The sequence below is a fragment of the Tardiphaga sp. genome (genome assembly GCF_028290785.1).
Classification (GTDB): domain Bacteria; phylum Pseudomonadota; class Alphaproteobacteria; order Rhizobiales; family Xanthobacteraceae; genus Tardiphaga.
In genome coordinates this window covers 1-17,289 of record NZ_JAQGJD010000201.1, presented here as the reverse complement: position 1 = coordinate 17,289, position 17,289 = coordinate 1, and the positions used below count along the sequence as shown (strand labels likewise).

General features: G+C 64.7%; 15 protein-coding genes and 1 pseudogene. 6 read left to right on the top strand and 10 right to left on the bottom strand.

Annotated features, from left to right (window positions below):
* Together JWR89_RS11710 and JWR89_RS11705 are read left to right on the top strand one after the other, a co-directional pair.
* Positions 1-136: pseudogene (locus JWR89_RS11710) on the top strand (methyl-accepting chemotaxis protein); the annotation flags it as partial.
* A 109-nt stretch (positions 137-245) separates the two neighbouring features.
* Positions 246-1,139 (top strand): dioxygenase, encoded by an 894-nt coding sequence (locus JWR89_RS11705; protein ID WP_299716006.1) that lies wholly within the window; start codon positions 246-248, stop codon positions 1,137-1,139.
* A 7-nt stretch (positions 1,140-1,146) separates the two neighbouring features.
* On the opposite strand, the gene JWR89_RS11700 is transcribed toward JWR89_RS11705, so the two are convergent.
* Genes JWR89_RS11700 through JWR89_RS11690 form a run of 3 tightly spaced genes read right to left on the bottom strand, consistent with a single transcriptional unit; the run spans position 1,147 to position 3,565 of the window.
* The gene (locus JWR89_RS11700; RefSeq protein WP_299716003.1) at positions 1,147-1,677 is read right to left on the bottom strand and encodes an NUDIX hydrolase; all 531 of its coding nucleotides are present in this window, start codon (positions 1,675-1,677) and stop codon (positions 1,147-1,149) included.
* A 17-nt stretch (positions 1,678-1,694) separates the two neighbouring features.
* Positions 1,695-2,672: a D-erythronate dehydrogenase gene (gene denD / locus JWR89_RS11695; protein ID WP_299716000.1), complete on the bottom strand. Its 978-nt coding sequence runs from the start codon at positions 2,670-2,672 to the stop codon at positions 1,695-1,697.
* Positions 2,669-3,565, bottom strand: a complete 897-nt coding sequence (locus JWR89_RS11690; protein ID WP_299715997.1) for an NAD(P)-dependent oxidoreductase — start codon at positions 3,563-3,565, stop codon at positions 2,669-2,671. The genes denD and JWR89_RS11690 overlap by 4 nt, the downstream gene beginning before the upstream one ends.
* Positions 3,566-3,824: 259 nt before the next feature.
* On the opposite strand from JWR89_RS11690, the gene JWR89_RS11685 reads away from it, so the two are divergent.
* The gene (locus tag JWR89_RS11685) at positions 3,825-4,817 is read left to right on the top strand and encodes an ABC transporter substrate-binding protein (RefSeq protein ID WP_299715993.1); all 993 of its coding nucleotides are present in this window, start codon (positions 3,825-3,827) and stop codon (positions 4,815-4,817) included.
* 243 nt (positions 4,818-5,060) lie between these two features.
* Complete coding sequence (gene ilvD / locus JWR89_RS11680) at positions 5,061-6,767, top strand: dihydroxy-acid dehydratase (protein WP_299715990.1); 1,707 nt, start codon at positions 5,061-5,063, stop codon at positions 6,765-6,767.
* A gap of 12 nt (positions 6,768-6,779) precedes the next feature.
* Here the strand turns inward: ilvD and JWR89_RS11675 are convergent, their stop codons facing one another.
* Entirely contained in the window at positions 6,780-8,468 is a 1,689-nt protein-coding gene (locus tag JWR89_RS11675; RefSeq protein ID WP_299716009.1) for a methyl-accepting chemotaxis protein, read from the bottom strand.
* A 61-nt stretch (positions 8,469-8,529) separates the two neighbouring features.
* Positions 8,530-8,859 (bottom strand): hypothetical protein, encoded by a 330-nt coding sequence (locus tag JWR89_RS11670; RefSeq protein ID WP_299715988.1) that lies wholly within the window; start codon positions 8,857-8,859, stop codon positions 8,530-8,532.
* Between the two features lie 390 nt (positions 8,860-9,249).
* On the opposite strand from JWR89_RS11670, the gene JWR89_RS11665 reads away from it, so the two are divergent.
* On the top strand, positions 9,250-10,341 hold the full coding sequence (locus JWR89_RS11665; protein WP_299715985.1) for a PAS domain-containing protein: 1,092 nt from the start codon (positions 9,250-9,252) through the stop codon (positions 10,339-10,341).
* Here JWR89_RS11665 and JWR89_RS11660 read toward each other — a convergent pair whose 3' ends face one another.
* From JWR89_RS11660 to JWR89_RS11640, 5 genes are all read right to left on the bottom strand, one after another.
* The gene (locus JWR89_RS11660; RefSeq protein WP_299715982.1) at positions 10,342-11,157 is read right to left on the bottom strand and encodes a 3-keto-5-aminohexanoate cleavage protein; all 816 of its coding nucleotides are present in this window, start codon (positions 11,155-11,157) and stop codon (positions 10,342-10,344) included. It lies immediately after the preceding gene.
* Positions 11,157-11,504 (bottom strand): RidA family protein, encoded by a 348-nt coding sequence (locus tag JWR89_RS11655; protein ID WP_299715979.1) that lies wholly within the window; start codon positions 11,502-11,504, stop codon positions 11,157-11,159. Before JWR89_RS11655 ends, JWR89_RS11660 begins: the two co-directional genes overlap by 1 nt.
* 62 nt (positions 11,505-11,566) lie before the next feature.
* On the bottom strand, positions 11,567-14,101 hold the full coding sequence (uvrA, locus tag JWR89_RS11650) for an excinuclease ABC subunit UvrA (protein ID WP_299715976.1): 2,535 nt from the start codon (positions 14,099-14,101) through the stop codon (positions 11,567-11,569).
* 4 nt (positions 14,102-14,105) lie between these two features.
* The gene (locus JWR89_RS11645; RefSeq protein WP_299715973.1) at positions 14,106-14,375 is read right to left on the bottom strand and encodes a hypothetical protein; all 270 of its coding nucleotides are present in this window, start codon (positions 14,373-14,375) and stop codon (positions 14,106-14,108) included.
* Between the two features lie 71 nt (positions 14,376-14,446).
* Positions 14,447-14,785, bottom strand: a complete 339-nt coding sequence (locus tag JWR89_RS11640) for a hypothetical protein (RefSeq protein WP_299715970.1) — start codon at positions 14,783-14,785, stop codon at positions 14,447-14,449.
* 163 nt (positions 14,786-14,948) lie between these two features.
* Here JWR89_RS11640 and recQ point away from each other — a divergent pair, with 163 nt between their 5' ends.
* The gene (gene recQ / locus JWR89_RS11635; RefSeq protein ID WP_299715967.1) at positions 14,949-16,817 is read left to right on the top strand and encodes a DNA helicase RecQ; all 1,869 of its coding nucleotides are present in this window, start codon (positions 14,949-14,951) and stop codon (positions 16,815-16,817) included.
* Positions 16,818-17,289 lie beyond the last annotated feature (472 nt).

The window sequence follows — 17,289 nt, the reverse complement described above, 5'->3', positions numbered from 1 at the left end:
CTCGCTGGCCTTGAACGGCGGCCGCAGCGGCTTTTATCACGACCGCTCCGGCGCGCTGGTCGCGTTCCATGCGACGCCAGGCTACGAGACCTACAAGGGACTGGGTTGGTACGGCGTGATCGTGCGCAGCGCGTAGCTGCTCTGGCCATACGACGCCACCATTGAGGGCAACCACGAAATTACGGTATGACCGCCGCTAGGGCGATGAAGGCGCGATCAACGGCGCCTGGCCGCGGGAGCGCACCATGACCATCACGCGACAGGAAGATATCACGCCGGCTGTGCTCGACGTGATGGCCCGGACGACGAACCCGCGCCTGCGGCAGATCATGCTGTCGCTGGTCACTCACGTCCACGCCTTCGTCCGCGAGGTCCGTCTCACCGAAGAGGAATTCCGCGACGCCGCGGCGATTCTCAACGAGATCGGGCAGCGGACCACGGAAACCCACAACGAGGCCGTCCTGATGGCGGGATCGCTCGGCGTGTCGTCACTCGTCTGCCTGCTCAACAACGGCGACAACGGCACCACCGAGACCTCGCAAAGCCTGCTCGGGCCGTTCTGGCGGCTGAATTCGCCGCGCGTTGAGAATGGCGGATCGATCGTTCGCTCGCTGACCCCGGGGCCAGCGATGTTCATGACGGCCGTGGTGCACGACAAAAGCGGCGCGCCGGTCGCCAATGCCGAAGTCGATATCTGGCACTCCTCGCCGGTCGGGTTGTACGAGAACCAGGACCCCGCACAGGAGAACTTCAACCTGCGCGGCAAGTTCAGCACCGACCCCGAGGGCCGGTTCTGGTTTCGCTCGGTCAAGCCGGCCGGCTATCCAATCCCTACCGACGGCGTGGTCGGCCGATTGCTGGACGCGCAGAACCGGCATCCGTTCCGGCCTGCGCATGTCCATGCGCTGATCTACAAGCCAGGCTTCAAGACGCTGATCTCGCAGGTCTATGCCGACGATGACGTCAACCTCGACAGCGACGTACAATTTGGCGTCACGCAGGCTTTGATCGGACACTTTGCGCGCCACGACGAAGCGCATCCGACCGAATCCGACGTGGTGGCGCCGTGGTATGCGCTCGACTATCGCTTTGTGATGGAGCGTGGTGAGGCGAAATGGCCGCGGCCGCCGATCACGTGATTGAGCTTTAGCTGCCCAGCCAGCGCCAGAATTTCTCGAGGAGCGTCTTCGGCTTCTTGACGCGCGGCGGTGCGGCCACATAGGGATGCGGGTCCATCTGGCCTTCGCTCGCCTCGCGCGCGGTGCCCGCCATCGCAGCGATGGCCAGTGGCCCGACTTGCGCCAGGAAGGCCTGTTCGTGGCTGCGGCTGAGCCGCGCCAGCGCGTCGTCGAGCGGCAGCCATTCCACCGCGGTAACGTCCTTCATCAGCTTGCGCGAGGGCTCCGCGCCCGCCTCCATCCACCAGTAATGCACGACCTTGGTTCCAGCGCCGATTGGATAGGCCAGCGTGCCGAGAAATTCCCCGATCGTGACTTCGTGGCCGGTCTCTTCGAGCACCTCGCGTTGCGCCGCCGCGCGCGGCGTCTCGCCAAGGTCGAGCTTGCCTTTCGGCAGTACCCAGTCGGCGCGCTTGCGCAGGCACACCACCGCGAACCGCGGCGGCTCCGCCCGCTGCACCACGATGCCACCTGCCGCCAATATGATATCTCGCGCCATGATTGTTTGCTTACCGGCTAGCGCACAAAAGTGCCACCGAGATCATCATCGATGTGTGTACGGATGATGTCATCGAAACAAGCCTCCGCCCTGAAACCCAGCGCCAGCGCACGCGGCGTGTCGAAATGCGCGGGCCACCCCGCGACCATCGCCATGATGACAGGATCGGGCACGTGTCTGATGCGCGCGACAACGGCGTCGCCCGCGACACGACGCAATGCCGCGATCTGCTCGGCCACCGAGGCCGGCACACCAGGCATCATCAGCGTGCGACGCGCGCCAAGCTGTTCGCTCTGCAACGTCGCGGCGTGCAGCAGAAATTCCACCGTCGCGCGTGGGCTGGCGTGGGTCTGCCCAACACTGTCCGCCACCGGCAGCACCGCCTCGCGGCCGGCGAGCGGCTCGCGGATAATATTCGAGAAGAAACCGGACGACGCGGCGTTGGGCTTGCCCGGTCGCACGCAGATGTTCGGCAGCCGCAGGCCGATGCCGTCGAGAAAGCCGCGGCGGCTGTAGTCGGCGAGCAGCAACTCGCAGATCGCCTTCTGGGTGCCGTAGCTCGACAGCGGCGTATGAAAGAAGTCATCGGCGATGGCGCCATTGTATGGCGCGCCGAACACGGCGATGGACGAGGTGTAGACGACGCGGGGCTCGTAGTGCTCGAGTGCGCGAATTGCCTCGAACAAGGCGCGGGTGCCGTCGAGATTGACGGCGTAGCCCTTGTCGAAATCCTGTTCGGCCTCGCCGGACACGATCGCGGCAAGGTGAAAGATCACGTCGGGCCGTGACGCTAGCAGCGTCATCGACGCATCGGGTTTCGCGAGGTCGACCACGACGTGGCGCGCGAAGGCAACGCCGGCGCCAAGATCGCTGGCGACGGCATCCGCCATCACGAGGTCGGTGATGTCCCTGCTGCCGATGCGGCCATCGCGCAGCAGGCGCTCGCACAGCTTGCGGCCGATCATGCCGGCCGCGCCGATGACGAGAACCTTCATGCTTGGGGCGCCGACAGCTTGTAGATTTCCAGCGCGTCGGCATCGGCGCCGCGGTTCGCCGCCGCCATCCGGAACAGTTGCGCGGCGAGCGCGGCCATCGGCACCGGTGTCTGGGTGTCATGGGCGACATCGACGACCGTATCGAGATCCTTCAGCATGGTCGCGATATGGCCGAGCGGCGGCGAGTGGATGCCCTGCACCATGCGCGGCACGAACAGTTGCAGCGGGATCGAATCCGCGAAACCGCCGGCCAGCGCCTCCGGCAGCCGGACGGCGTCGATGCCGGCATTGACGGCGAGCCGCGTCGCCTCCGCCAGCACCGCCATGGCGCAGCCGACAATCACCTGGTTGCAGAGCTTTGTGGTCTGCCCGGCGCCGGTCGGGCCCATATGGGTGAAGCCGCGCGCCATCGTCAGGATATAGGGCCGCACGCGTTCGATATCGGCGGCGTCGCCGCCGGCCATGATCGCCAGCGTGCCCTCGACGGCGCCCTTGGTGCCGCCGGACACCGGCGCGTCGATCCAGGCCATGCCGTTGGCCGCCTTCAGCCGCGTGGCGATCCGCCGCGCGGCATCGGGATGGATCGAGGAAAAATCGACCACCAGCCTGCCCGCGCCCGGCACGCCGGCCAGGCCGTTCTCCCCGAATACCACCTGTTCCACGGCGGCGGCGTCGGTGAGGCACATGAAGATGATGCTGGCATGGGCGGCCACCTGCGCCGGCGTCGTCGCGGCCCGGGCGCCGGCTTCCACCAGGGCGGCGGCCTTGCCCGGAGAGCGATTCCATACCGTCACGTCATGGCCGGCATCGAGCAGCCGCCGCGTCATCGGCAGACCCATCAGGCCGAGCCCGAGATAGCCGAGTTGTTCCTGTTCGCCCGCTGCCTGCGTCATCGCCGCTCTCTCTCATGCCGTGGTCATGCAAGGCACCGACCCCCGAGACGCCGTCGCCCTGCACTTGCGGGCTGTCTACGATGCCGCTCGCGCCGCATCAACGGTGATATCATCGGCCGATCGGCTGCCCCCAATTGCGCCAGCGCGCGAATGATTGTTGGGCAGGGTGATCACTTGCCTGATTGTTTGAAGCATGAAAGGCTTTGCCCAGCGGGGCTTTCGATGGCCGGCCTGGCCATCATCAATGGAGTGAGCGGGCATGAAGCTGAGTTCTTCGAAATGGATGATCGCGGCTGCCGTCGCGGCAAGCGCAATGGCCAGCGTTGGTGCAGCGCACGCGCAGGCGATCCCGACCATCAAGGTCGGCTGGACCATTCCGGCGGAAGAATCCAAATACTGGATGATGAAGCGCCCGACCGAATTCACCAACCTCGGCAAGGTCTACAATATCGAATGGACGCAGTTCCAGGGCACCTCGCCGATGACCCAGGCACTCGCCGCCGGGGCACTGGATTGCGCCACCCAGGGCGTGCTGTCGCTCGCCAACGGCGTCAATGGCGGCAACCTGAAAGCCTATATCGTCGCGCAGCACGTCTCGGAAAAGCCGGGCAGCTTCTCGGTGTACTGGGCGGTGAAGGATGACTCCCCGATCAAGACTATCGCCGACCTCAAGGGCAAGAATGTCGGCATCTCCGTCATCGGCGGCGGCACTTACGGACCGTTCAAGATGCTGCTGAAGGGCGCCGGCGTCGATCCCGAGAAGGACATCAAGCTGGTCGAGATCGGCTTCGCCGCCTCCGAGGACGCGCTGCGCCAGGGCCGGGTCGATGCCATCAACATGAACCAGCCTTTCGCCGCGCGCATGGAAGCCAAGGGCGGCACGCGAAAGCTGTTCTCGCTGAACGAGGCGATGCCGAACATCGTGCACATCCTCGAAGCCTGCCGCGCCGACTTCGTCGACAAGAACCCGGAAATTGCCAAGGCCTATGTGTCCGACATCACGCTCGGCATGAAGAAGGCGCTGGCCAACCGCGAGGAGACGCTGAAGGTCGTCAACGAAGTCATGAAGGCGCCGATCCCGGTGCTGGAGACCTATCTGCTGAAAGAGAACGATTTCGCGCGTGATCCCGGCGCCGCGCCGAATTTCCCGGCGATGCAGAAGATGCTCGACATCTACACCGAGGCCGGCATGTTGCCGAAGATGGACGTGATGCAGTTCAAGCACCCAACCATCGTTGCGCCGATCCAGTAGGCTGCGCTTGCTTACTTGCTTCCCTCTCCCCTCGTGGGAGAGGGTGGCCGCGCGCGAGCGTGGCCGGTTGAGGGGTATTGTTACGCTCTGTGACTACCCTTCATCCGAAGCGGGCTTCGTCCGCGTCACTTTCTCCCACAAGGGGAGAAGGAAGAAGAGCGAGCCGCTTCTGCGGTGCTTTCCGCGCCGGACTTGCGCGCATAAACTCCCAAATCAGTTCAAGTCAATTCTGAAAGCCACCCCATGAATAAATGGCGTTCCCGCGTTACCACCGATGGACTGGACCGCGCGCCGCACCGCGCCTTCATGCGCGCGATGGGCCTCGACGACGAGGCCATTGCCAAGCCGATGATCGGCGTGGTCAGCATGAAGGGCGAACAGACGCCCTGCAACATGACCCATGACTTCCAGGTCGATGCCGCCAAGGTCGGGATTACGGAGGCCGGCGGTACGCCGCGTGAATTCTCCACCATCTCGGTGTCCGACGGCATCAGCATGAACCATGAGGGCATGAAGTTCTCGCTGCTGTCGCGCGAGATCATTGCCGATTCCATCGAGGCCGTCGTGCAAGGGCTCGCTTACGACGCGCTGATCGGCTTCGGCGGCTGTGACAAGACGCTGCCCGGCGTGATCATGGGGATGGTTCGCTGCAACGTACCGTCGATCTTCATCTATGGCGGCAGTTCGCTGCCCGGCAAGCACAACGGCAAGACCCTCACCGCGCTGGATTCCTACGAGGCCGTCGGGGCGTTCATGACAGGCGACATCGACGCCGCCGAACTGGAAGCCATCGAGCGTGCCTGCCTGCCGACCATCGGCGCCTGCGCGGGCCAGTTCACCGCCAACACCATGGCGATGGTTTCCGAGGCGATGGGACTGACCATGCCCAACGTCTCGATGGTGCCCGGCGTCTATGCGGAGCGCGCGCATTATGCCCGCCGCGCCGGCCGCCTGATCATGGAGATGCTGCACAAGCGCGGCCCGCTGCCGCGCGAGTTGGTGACGCGGAAATCGTTGGAGAACGGCGCCGCCATCGTCGCCGCCACCGGCGGTTCGACCAATGCGGCGCTGCACCTGCCGGCGATCGCCAACGAGGCCGGCATTGCGTTCACCATCGACGATGTCGGTGAGGTGTTTTCGCGCACGCCGCTGATCGGCAACCTACGGCCGGGCGGCAAATATGTCGCCAAGGATGTCTATGACATCGGCGGCACGGCGGTGATCATTCGCGCGCTGGTCGAGAGCGGACACATCGACGGCACGTGCCTCACCATCACCGGCAAGACCATCGCCGAGGAATACGGCAACGCCAACAAGGCCGATGGCGAGATCATCTACACCGCGGCAAAGCCGATCCTGCCGGACGGCGGCGTCGCCGTGCTGAAAGGCAACCTGGCTCCGGATGGCGCGGTGATCAAGGTCGCCGGGCTCAAGAAAACGGTGTTCGAGGGCACCGCGCGGGTGTTCGAGGACGAGGAAGCCTGCGTCGCTGCGGTGAAAGCGCAGGAATATGGCGAGGGCGACGTGCTGGTGATCCGCAACGAGGGTCCGGTCGGCGGCCCCTGCATGCGCGAGATGCTCGGCGTCACCGCGCTGATCTACGGCCAGGGCATGGGCGAGAAGGTGGCGCTGATCACCGACGGCCGCTTCTCCGGCGCCACGAGGGGCATGTGCATCGGCTATGTCTCGCCGGAGGCCTTCATCGGCGGGCCGCTGGCACTGGTGCGCGAGGGCGACAGGATTCGCATCGACGCCCCGGCCAAGCGCATGGACCTGTTGATCGACGACGCCGAATTCGCCGCGCGCAAGGCGGCGTGGGTACAACGTCCGCCGCGGCACCGCGCCGGCGCGCTGTGGAAATACGCCCGCGTGGTCGGCCAGGCGCCAGGCGGCGCCGTGACGCATCCGGGCGGTGCAGAATGGCCGTGGTTCGATCAGCCTGCGGAGTGAGCGCGCACCGCCTCAGGCCGCGCGTATCGCCGCCAGGAATTTCTGCACCTCGTCCTGCAGATGGTTGCTTTCGGACATCAGCGAGCAGGCCAGCCCGTGCACCTGCTCGGACGCCGCACCGGTGTCCGATGCGCCGCGGCTGACGTCGGCGATGGAACTCGCGACCTCGTTCGCGCCTTCGGCCGTCTGCTGCACGCTGCGGGAAATCTCCTGGGTGGCGGCGCCTTGCTCCTCCACCGCCGCGGCGATGGCATTGGAGATCTCCGAAATCTGGCCAATGGTGGTGCCGATTTCGCGGATCGCCGTCACTGAGGCGTTGGTGGCCGACTGCATCTGCGCGATTTGCTCGCTGATTTCCTCCGTGGCCTTGGCGGTCTGCGCAGCCAGCGCCTTGACCTCGGAAGCCACAACGGCGAAGCCGCGGCCGGCCTCGCCGGCACGCGCGGCCTCAATGGTCGCATTGAGCGCCAGCAGGTTGGTCTGCTCGGCCACCGCGCCGATCAGCTTGACCACTTCGCCGATACGGTTGGCCGATTGCGACAATTCCGCAATCCGCGCGTTGGTTTGCTCTGCCTGATGGACAGCAGCGCGGGATATCTTGTGCGATTCCTGGACCTGACGACCGATCTCCGACACCGACGACGCCATTTCCTCCGATGCGGCCGCAGCGGATTGTGCATTGGCCGACGATTGTGCGGAGGCGGCCGCCACCCTGGCGGAGAGCGAATGGGTGACCTCGGCCGTCTTGGTCAGGCTGCCGGCTGCCGATTCGATCTCGGATGATGCCGTCGACACCGTCTGTACGATCTGTCCAATCGCCTGGTCGAAGCCGTCAGCGACCTGCCGCATCGCCGCCTTGCGGTCTTCCTCGCTCTTGCGCTTGAGGGAGGCCTGATCGGCCTCCATGACGCGGACGCGCAGCGCATTTTCCTTGAACACCTGGACCGTGCGGGCCATCGCACCCACCTCATCCTTGCGGCCAAGCGACGGCACAGCGACCTCCAGGTCGCCATCGGCGAGACGCTGCATGACACCGGTCATGCCCATGATCGGTCGGATGACGCCGCGGGCTACCCCGATGATTCCCCCGCAAATAACGACGGAGACGATTGCCGACACGATCCACAGAAGCTGCGTCAGGGTGGTGACCCGCCCCGTCGCCGCCGCCTCGGTGGCCGCATTGTCGTCGTTGGTGCGCTTGACGATATCGTCGATGATCGCACGATGCGCGCTATAGGCCTCGGTGATCCCCGCATGGGCAGCCGTCGCGGCCCGGGCATCCCCCTTGGCGAGCGCCGGCAGCAGTTCCTGCTGCACCACACTCCAGAAGCGCATTACCTCGCGGTCGGATTGCTCGACCAGTCGTGTCTTGGTGGCTGGATCGAGATCCGACTTCGACCAGAACTCGCGACGTTCGTCGTAGTCCTTCTTCAGTTGCGTCAGCCGCTCGGAGCGCCCGGCCAAGGAAGCCGGATTCTGCAGCGCCAACGTGGCTTCGAGGTAGGCCTCTATCACATACTCCGGCGGCGGCAGGATGTCCGCGACCAGGTCGTTGCCAAGCTTGATCTTGTCGTACAGCGGGCCACCGACCTTGAGTTGAGTCAGCCCGTAGATGCTGGTGGCGATGATGGCCCCGAGGCCCAGGGCGGTCGCGAGACCGAAAATCAATATGGCACGCGATATCGTCAGGCGTATTTTCATGTCGCACATTCTCCAATTGCATCGACGGTGGGCGACGCACGATTCCGCAAGTTGAGTCTGATCAGTCCGGCGTGCGCGCGGGTGGTTGTCCCGATGAGCTACGGTTCGCCCTGAGGCAGGCGAGGTTGAGCTGGGCAAGTTCGATGGAAGCGATCAGCAACTGGCCGCGAAGGTGCTTCGCTTCCAGCTGCAAACTGGCACGCACGAAAGGGTCCCCGATCTTCCGTGCAACATCTTCGCAGGCCTTCACGCAACAGCCGATTGCATCAATCGCTACTTCAAGCTTTCTGCCCTTGTCGGCAAGGCCGATGGAGATGTCGGCCGCGACCGCCGCCTGCGGCTGCTCCGGGCGCGCGGCAACCGGCAGATGAAATAGGTTTCCCACCTTCAATTCCTCTCGCAATAGGTATCGTCTTCAAATCGGAGGGCGGGAGTTTCGACTGCTCGCAAACGCGAAGTCGCTTCTGGCTACCGCTCAGCACCCTTGAAATACCGGAACGGCGTAAGAGAGTAGTTACGCCGTTCGCCGCCGCCTTCGCTCAATTACTGACTTGCGCAGCAAACGGAATCGGAGATATTGCGATCATCATGCCACTATCTCCGGTGCAGCAACGAAGCCTTGCATCTAGAGCGTGTATCTTATCTACGGAACTTGAATGCGCATGCGCAATTTTGGTTTGCGCTGCGTTCCATGAGTGAACTTCCGTGTGTGCCTCCAGTTTCGATCGTAGAATATTGAAGTCATTCGAATCATTATTTTTCAAATAGTGTAAGTTGATCCATGCCTGCAGTTGAACTTGAAATGATCGGGACGCTGCCGAAGGCTTTCCTCGATAGCCTGTCGGTCGGCATTTCGCTGGTTGATCCACACGGCCGCATCATCTACGCCAACAAGGAATGCAGTCGCATCCTCGGTTATACACCCGACGAACTGCGGCGCGAACGGGTCCCGTTCATCGAACTGACGCACCCGGACGATCGCGAACGCAATCTGGTCCAGCAACATCGTTTGATGAGCGGAGAGATTGAAACGTACAGGATTCAGAAGCGATACTTGCAAAAAAATGGCATGATCCTGTGGGCTGACGTCACGGCGTCGGTGATCAGGGGCAGCAACGGTGAGATCCGCTGGACCGCTGGCGTTATCAAGGACATCACTGAACAGAAGTTCCTGCAGCAACAGCTTGCCGCCGCGGAGCAACTTGGCGACCTGGTGACTTGGAACTGGGACGTCAAGTCGGGAAAATCGCAGACCTCTCCGCGCTATAATCGAGTGTTCGGCATGCCGGACGGAGCGCCCATACCGTCGGTCGAGCAATTCCTTGAAAGTGTTCATCCCGAAGACCGGAAAGCCGTCAAGTCAGAGATGAGGCGCGCACTTAGCGGCGGAGCCTATTCGCATGAATATCGCGTGGTCGGGCCCGACGGAGCGATCCGCTGGATGCGCGGCGTGGCAACAGGCGTGATCAATTCCGCCAACGAGGTGACCAACGTCATCGGCGCGACCATCGACATCACCGCGGCGAAAACCCGCAAGCAGCCCGAGCTAGTATCGACTATCCTGCGTGATGCCATGCGGCATATCGAGGCCAACGTGCAAAAGCCGATCTCGATTCCCGAAATAGCCGCCGCCTACGGCGTCAGTCCGCGCAGTATCCACAAGCAGTTTTCAGCCCACGGAATGACGCCAATGACGTTCGTCAAGCAGACGCGCCTGCGCGCCGCGCACCGCAGGCTGGCCGATCCCGACCGCAAGACCTCGGTCACCGGGGTTGCCTTCGAGTGCGGCTTCACCAATCTTGGCCACTTCGCGCGGGACTATCGCAAGGAATTCGGCGAGTTGCCGTCGGAAACGCTGAAGCGCAATCTATAGTTAGTTTGCCGTCGCCGCCCTGAGATCGTCGGCCGTGGCGTGGGTCAGGCCCACCGCCTCGATCGCGCGGCGCGCGGCGGCGACCAAGTCCTCGTTGCCCTGTGCGCGTGAACCGTCGGGTAGCAGCTCGTTGTTCTCGAAGCCGACGCGGACGTGGCCGCCGAGCAAGGCTGCCGTGGTAACACAGGCTATTTCCTGCGCGCCGAAGGCGCAGACGCTCCAATGTTCGAACACCGGCGCGGCGGCATCAATAAACGGCAGCAGGTCGCGCGGGTTCGACGTCTGTCCCGTAGTGTAGCGACCGAGTACGAACAGCACCGGCAGCCGCTCGAACGGCACCAGGCCGCGCTTGCGGAAATCGACGAGATGCAACGCGTCCTCGATATCGTAGAGTATGATTTGTGGCGTCACCGCCTCGCGCTTCATCCAACCGAGCAGTTCGGCGAAGGCCCCCTCTTCCGACGCATCGGGCACCAGTTCACGCAGCGCCAACGATGCGGCTTCCGGCCTGACGTCGCGGATCACCGCGCGCTGCTGCGCCGGCGCATATCGGCCGAGCGCTTCGGAGGTGATCTGGATCACGAGCCGATCGCCAACTGCGCCGCGGATGGCCGAGATCGCCGACAGGTAGGCGCCGGCATCGAGCAAATGCGTCCCGTCGCTGGCGCGGACGTGGGCGTGGATCATCGAAGCACCTGCCTCGAGGCAGCGCGCGGCGGTGACCGCCAGTTCCGCCGGCGTCAGCGGAACGGCGGGATGGTCGGCCTTGACCTTGCGGCCGCCGTTAGGGGCGACCGCAAGTGCAACGGAGGTCATCAGCCGATTGCTGCGATGACGGCGATCTCGACCTTGATCGAGGGATCGGCGAGGCGGGCCTCGACGCAGGCGCGCGCCGGCGTATTGTCCTGCGGCACCCAGGCATCCCACACGGTGTTGAACTTGGCGAAATCGCCCATGCTGGGCAGCCACACCGTGACCGACAGCATCTTGGTCTTGTCGGTGCCGGCTTCCTTGAGCAGGGCATCGATCTTGGCGAGCACTTCCGTGGTCTGCGCCTCGATGGAGCCGGTGTAATCGTTCGGCACCTGGCCGGCGAGATAGACGGTGTTGCCATGGATGGCGGCCTGGCTGAGACGCTTGCCGGGGACGAGACGCTTGATCATGCGGGTGTCTTTCGTTCGAAAAAAGAGGTGGGCGGCGACCATCTCTGCTCGGGCCAGCGCCGTCAAGTATGACCGGACAGCACCCGCGCGAGGTATTTCGCGGTGCGGCTTGCGGCCGCGGCGGCCACTTTCGCTGGCGGACCGCAGGCCACCACCTTGCCGCCTTCGTCGCCCGCGCCGGGGCCGATGTCGATCACAAAATCGCTTGACGCGACCATGTCCATGTCGTGCTCGACCACCACCACGGTGTTGCCGGAGTCGATAAGCCCGTCGAGCTGCTCGATCAATTTATCGACGTCGGACGGATGCAGGCCTGTGGTCGGCTCGTCCAGCACATAGAGCGTGGCGCCGCGCTGGGCGCGCTGCAACTCGGTGGCGAGCTTGATGCGCTGCGCCTCGCCGCCCGACAGTTCGGTAGCGGATTGGCCGAGCCGGATATAACCAAGGCCGACCTCCCGGATCACGCCGAGCGAACGCTGCAGCGCGGGGTCTTCGGCGAAGAACCCGTAGGCCGCGTCAACGGTCATGCCCAGCACATCCGCGATCGACTTGTCGCGGATCTTGATTTCCAGCGTCCTGGCATTGTATCGCGCGCCTTTGCAGGTCGGACATGGTGCATAGACGGACGGCAGGAACAGCAGCTCGACGCAAACGAAGCCTTCGCCCTGGCATGTTTCGCAACGCCCCTTGGCGACATTGAACGAGAACCTCCCGGCGTCGTAGCGGCGGGCTTTGGCCTGCTTGGTCGCGGCGAACAATTTTCGGACGTGGTCGAACAGGCCGGTATAGGTGGCAAGATTCGAGCGCGGCGTGCGGCCGATCGGCTTCTGATCGACCACCACCAGCCGCTTGATGTTGTCCATTCCGGCGACGATGTCGCCACCGATTGTCGCCACGGTTGCCTCCAGCGCGTCCGACTCTTCCTCGGTCGGCGCGCTGCGCTGGCCGAGACGGTCGGCGACGGCCTCGACCAGGAACTGGCTGATCAGGCTGGATTTGCCGGAACCGGAAACGCCGGACACCGAGGTGAACACGCCGAGAGGAATATCGACGTCGAGGCGATCGAGATTGTTGCGGGTGACGCCGCGCAGTTTCAGCCAGTCGCGCGGTTCGCGCGGCGACCGCGCCGGCCTGTCGCCTTGCGCGAACAGATAGCGCCGCGTTTGCGACGCCGCGACGTCAGCGAGCCCGGGCGGCGGACCGCTGTACAGCACTTCGCCGCCGTGCTCGCCGGCGCCTGGGCCGACGTCGACGATCCAGTCGGCATGACGGACTACATCAAGTTCGTGCTCGACCACGAACAGCGAATTGCCGGCGGCCTTCAGCCGGTCCAGCGCCCGCAGCAGCGCTTCGGTGTCGGCGGGATGCAGGCCCGCGGACGGCTCGTCCAGCACATAGACCACGCCGAACAGGTTGGAGCGGACTTGTGTGGCCAAGCGCAGGCGCTGCAATTCGCCAGGAGAGAGCGTCGGTGTGCTCCTCTCCGGCGTGAGATAGCCGAGGCCGAGATCGAGCAACACGCCGAGCCGCGCATGCAGATCCTCGACAATGCGGCGGATCACGATCGTCTTTTCCGGATGGGCGGCAGAGCCTTTGTTGTGACCGTCCAGATATGGCTGCAGCAGCGTATCGAGGCGCTTCATCGGCAATCGCGAGAGTTCGGCGATGTCGAACCCGGCGAACTTGACCGACAGCGCTTCCGGTTTCAGCCGCTTGCCGCGGCACACCGGGCATTCGCTCGCCAGCATGAACTGCGCCACGCGGCGCTTCATCATCGCGCTCTGCGTCGTCGCAAACGTCTGCAGCACGTATTTGCGGGCACCGGTAAACGTGCCCTGATAGCTCGGCTCTTCCTTGCGCTTCAGCGCACGCTTCGTTTCGGCCGGCGTATAGCCGGCATAGACCGGAACCGTCGGCTGCTCGTCGGTGAACAGGATCCAGTCGCGGTCCTTCTTTGGCAGCTTGCGCCACGGCGTATCGACGTCGTAGCCCAGCGTGACCAGGATATCGCGCAGGTTCTGGCCGCCCCAGGCGGTCGGCCACGCCGCAATCGCGCGTTCGCGGATGGTCAGCGTGTCGTCCGGCACCATGGATTTTTCAGTGAGTTCGTGAACGCGGCCGATGCCATGGCACCTCTCGCAGGCGCCCTCCGGCGTGTTCGGCGAAAACGATTCGGCATAGAGCAGCTTTTGCCCGCGTGGATAATCACCGGCGCGCGAATACAGCATGCGCAACAGGTTCGACAGCGTGGTGACGCTACCGACGGAGGAGCGCGTGGTCGGCGATCCCCGCTGCTGCTGCAACGCCACGGCCGGCGGCAGGCCCTCGATCTCATCGACTTCCGGAATCGACATCTGGTTAAACAGCCGCCTGGCATAGGGCGACACCGATTCCAGATAGCGACGCTGCGCCTCCGCATAGAGCGTGCCGAACGCCAGCGACGATTTGCCGGATCCGGAGACGCCGGTGAAGACCACCAGCGCGTTGCGCGGAATCACCAGCGAGACGTCTTTCAGATTGTGCTCGCGGGCGCCGCGGATCCGGACGAAGTTTTCCGGATCGCTGAAATCGAGCTTGCCGGGCGCGCGAGCGTCCATCCGCTCAGCGCCGCCGGGCGAACGCCGCGCCGACCAGGAAGGCCACCAACAGCGCGCCGAGCGGCGCATCGCGGGTCAGCCGGGCGACCGTGTCGAGCGGCTTGCCGGGACGGCGAGCATAGTCCAGCGCGCCGGTCAGGCCATCGACCGACCGGCCGAGGATCTCGTTGATGTCGCCGCGGGTTTCGGCGGTGTCGCGCGCCGTTACCTTGGCGCGGTGCGCACGGCCGTGCGTGGGGTCGATCGTGGCATCAATGAAAGTGTCGTCGGTCATCGCAGGCCTCGTAGTTGATGGTGCCCCTCAATCGGCCGGAACCGCGTTAGTTCCCACGGCAGTGACGAAGCTCAATCCGACGATTGCGCGCGGCGCGCCGCCTTGCCGAATTCCACGATGGCGGCCGGTGCCGGCAGCCGGAGCCGGCGGCCGTGCTGCAGATACAGGAACGCGAGGCGGGTGGGATCGGACAGGTTCCAGACTTCCAGCGCGGTGCGATGGCCGAGCAGCGTCACTTTCGGATCGTGCGCGATGACATGCACCATCACGGTCCATCTCGGCGCTTTGCCGACCTTGCGGGGACGTGGCGCGGACTTCGACAGCACGTTTTCATTGGCCGCCCGCCAACGCGGAACGGCGCCGCGACGGCGGCGGAGAAGCCATGAAAACATGCGCAGGATGAAGGACATAGGCGGACATCGTCGATTTTTTGGAACAACGCCGGCAAAGCCTGAGCCGACTTTGCAGGCGCAGCGTCGAAGCCAGTCTATACCCCTTTGGCGGGGGATGCGACCGCGCTAATGAGACGGTGTCTGATATACCGGACCAACGAATCAGGGATAGACCTGCCGCATGTCCGTTTCCGCCACAGCTTCCGCCCGCACCGACGAGCCTGCCATCGCCCCGAACGCGCTTTCCGTGCTGAACTCGGTGTTCGGCCTGCCCGGATTTCGCGGCGAGCAGGAGCAGATCGTCCGCCATGTCACCTCGGGCGGCAATTGCCTAGTGCTGATGCCCACCGGCGGCGGCAAATCGATGTGCTACCAACTACCGTCGTTGCTGCGCGAAGGCTGCGGCATCGTGGTGTCGCCACTGATCGCGCTGATGCGCGACCAGGTCGCGGGCCTGCTGGAAGCCGGCGTCAAGGCGGCGGTGCTGAATTCGACGTTGTCCTGGGACGAGGCCAACGAGGTCGAGCAGCGGCTGCTCGCGGGCGATCTCGACCTGCTTTATGTCGCGCCGGAACGGCTGTTGACGCCGCGCTGCCTAGCGATGCTCGGCCGCGCGAAGATCGCGCTGTTTGCCATCGACGAGGCGCATTGCGTGTCGCAATGGGGCCACGATTTTCGTCCGGAGTACATTGGCCTGTCGGTCATCGCCGAGCGCTTCCCCAACGTGCCCCGCATCGCGCTGACTGCGACCGCCGATGATCTGACCCGGCAGGAGATCGTGCACCGCCTGGGCCTCGCCGACGCGCCGAGCTTCGTCGCCTCGTTCGACCGGCCCAACATCAAATACGAAATCGTCGACAAGACCAACGCGCAGAAGCAGTTGCTGTCCTTCATTGCCGAGCGCCATGCAGGCGAAGCCGGCATCGTGTACTGCCTGTCGCGCGCCAAGGTCGAGGACACCGCGATCGCGCTGAACAAGGCCGGCGTGCTGGCGCTGCCCTACCACGCCGGGCTCGACGCCAACCTCCGCGCCCGCAACCAGGATCGCTTCATCAACGAAGACGGCGTGGTGATCGTCGCCACCGTCGCCTTCGGCATGGGCATCGACAAGCCCGACGTGCGCTTTGTCTGCCATCTCGATCTGCCGAAGAGCATCGAGGCCTATTACCAGGAGACCGGCCGCGCCGGCCGCGACGGCAAGCCGTCCAATGCCTGGATGGCCTATGGCCTGTCGGACATCGTGCAGCAGCGCCGCATGATCGACGAGTCCACCGGCGCGGAAGCCTTCAAGCGGGTGTCCGTCAGCAAGCTCGACGCGCTGGTCAGCCTGGCCGAGACCGTGCATTGCCGGCGCACGAGACTGCTCGGCTATTTCGGCGAGGAAGTGGTCCCCGGCACCACCTGCGGCAATTGCGACAACTGCCTGTCGCCGCCAAAAGTCTGGAACGGCAGCGTGGCCTCGCAAAAAATGCTGTCCTGCGCCTATCGTACCGGACAGCGTTTCGGCGCGATACACCTGATCGACGTGCTGATCGGCCGGCTTACCGACAAGATCAAGCAGTTCGGCCACGACCAGCTCTCGGTGTTCGGGATCGGCGCCGACCTCAACGAGAAGCAGTGGCGCGCGGTGACGCGGCAACTGGTGGCGCTGGGCTATCTCTACGCCGACGGCGAGGCTTACGGTGCGTTGAAGCTGACCGAGGCCGCGCGCGGCGTGCTGAAGGGCGAGACCGAGGTGATGCTGCGCGAAGAGTCGCTCGGCGCCGGCCGCGCCCCGCGCGCCAAATCGCGTCGCGGCGACCTTGCCGCCCCGCGCAACGACAGCGGCGATCCCGACCTGATCGCGGTGCTGCGCGCCTGGCGCTCCGAAGAAGCCAAGAAGCGCAACGTGCCGGCCTACGTGATCCTGCACGACGCCACCATGGACGGCATCGCCACCGTCAGACCGACCTCGCTGGCGCAACTGCGCGGCATCCCGGGCATCGGCGACAAGAAGCTGGAACACTACGGCGACGACATCGTCGCACTGGTGAAGGCCGCCGAGGCGTAGCCGGCCGTTCGCGGCCGTCATTGCGAGGAGCCCTTGCGACGAAGCAATCCAGCTCTTTTGCGCGTGCCACTCTGGATTGCCTCGTCGCTTCGCTCCTCGCAATGACGGGAGAAGCCCGTGAGCATGCCGTGCGTTTCCGCGCTGCCGTCTGCACATTTCAAACAGCCATGATTTCGCATTCTCGCGGCTCCGAAGAGTCCGAGCTTTGCGAAGACCCCTCGAAAACACGAGGGGGGCAGCGCGCCGAAAGGCGCGAGGGGTAGCATGGGCGCGATCCGCTTCGCCGTCGGCGACGAAGCCGCAACCGCGCAAACGCCTTTCGGCGCGCCACCGCGGCGAATTCTGTCCGGGGGACCGTACTTCCGGGCCAGGCTGCGACCACTTGGGCCGCGGATCCGGCCGGCTTTCGCCCGCCTTCCACCTGTCCGCGTCCAGCCATTGAAGGCAGCGCCCCGTAGTGGGCACGGACGGT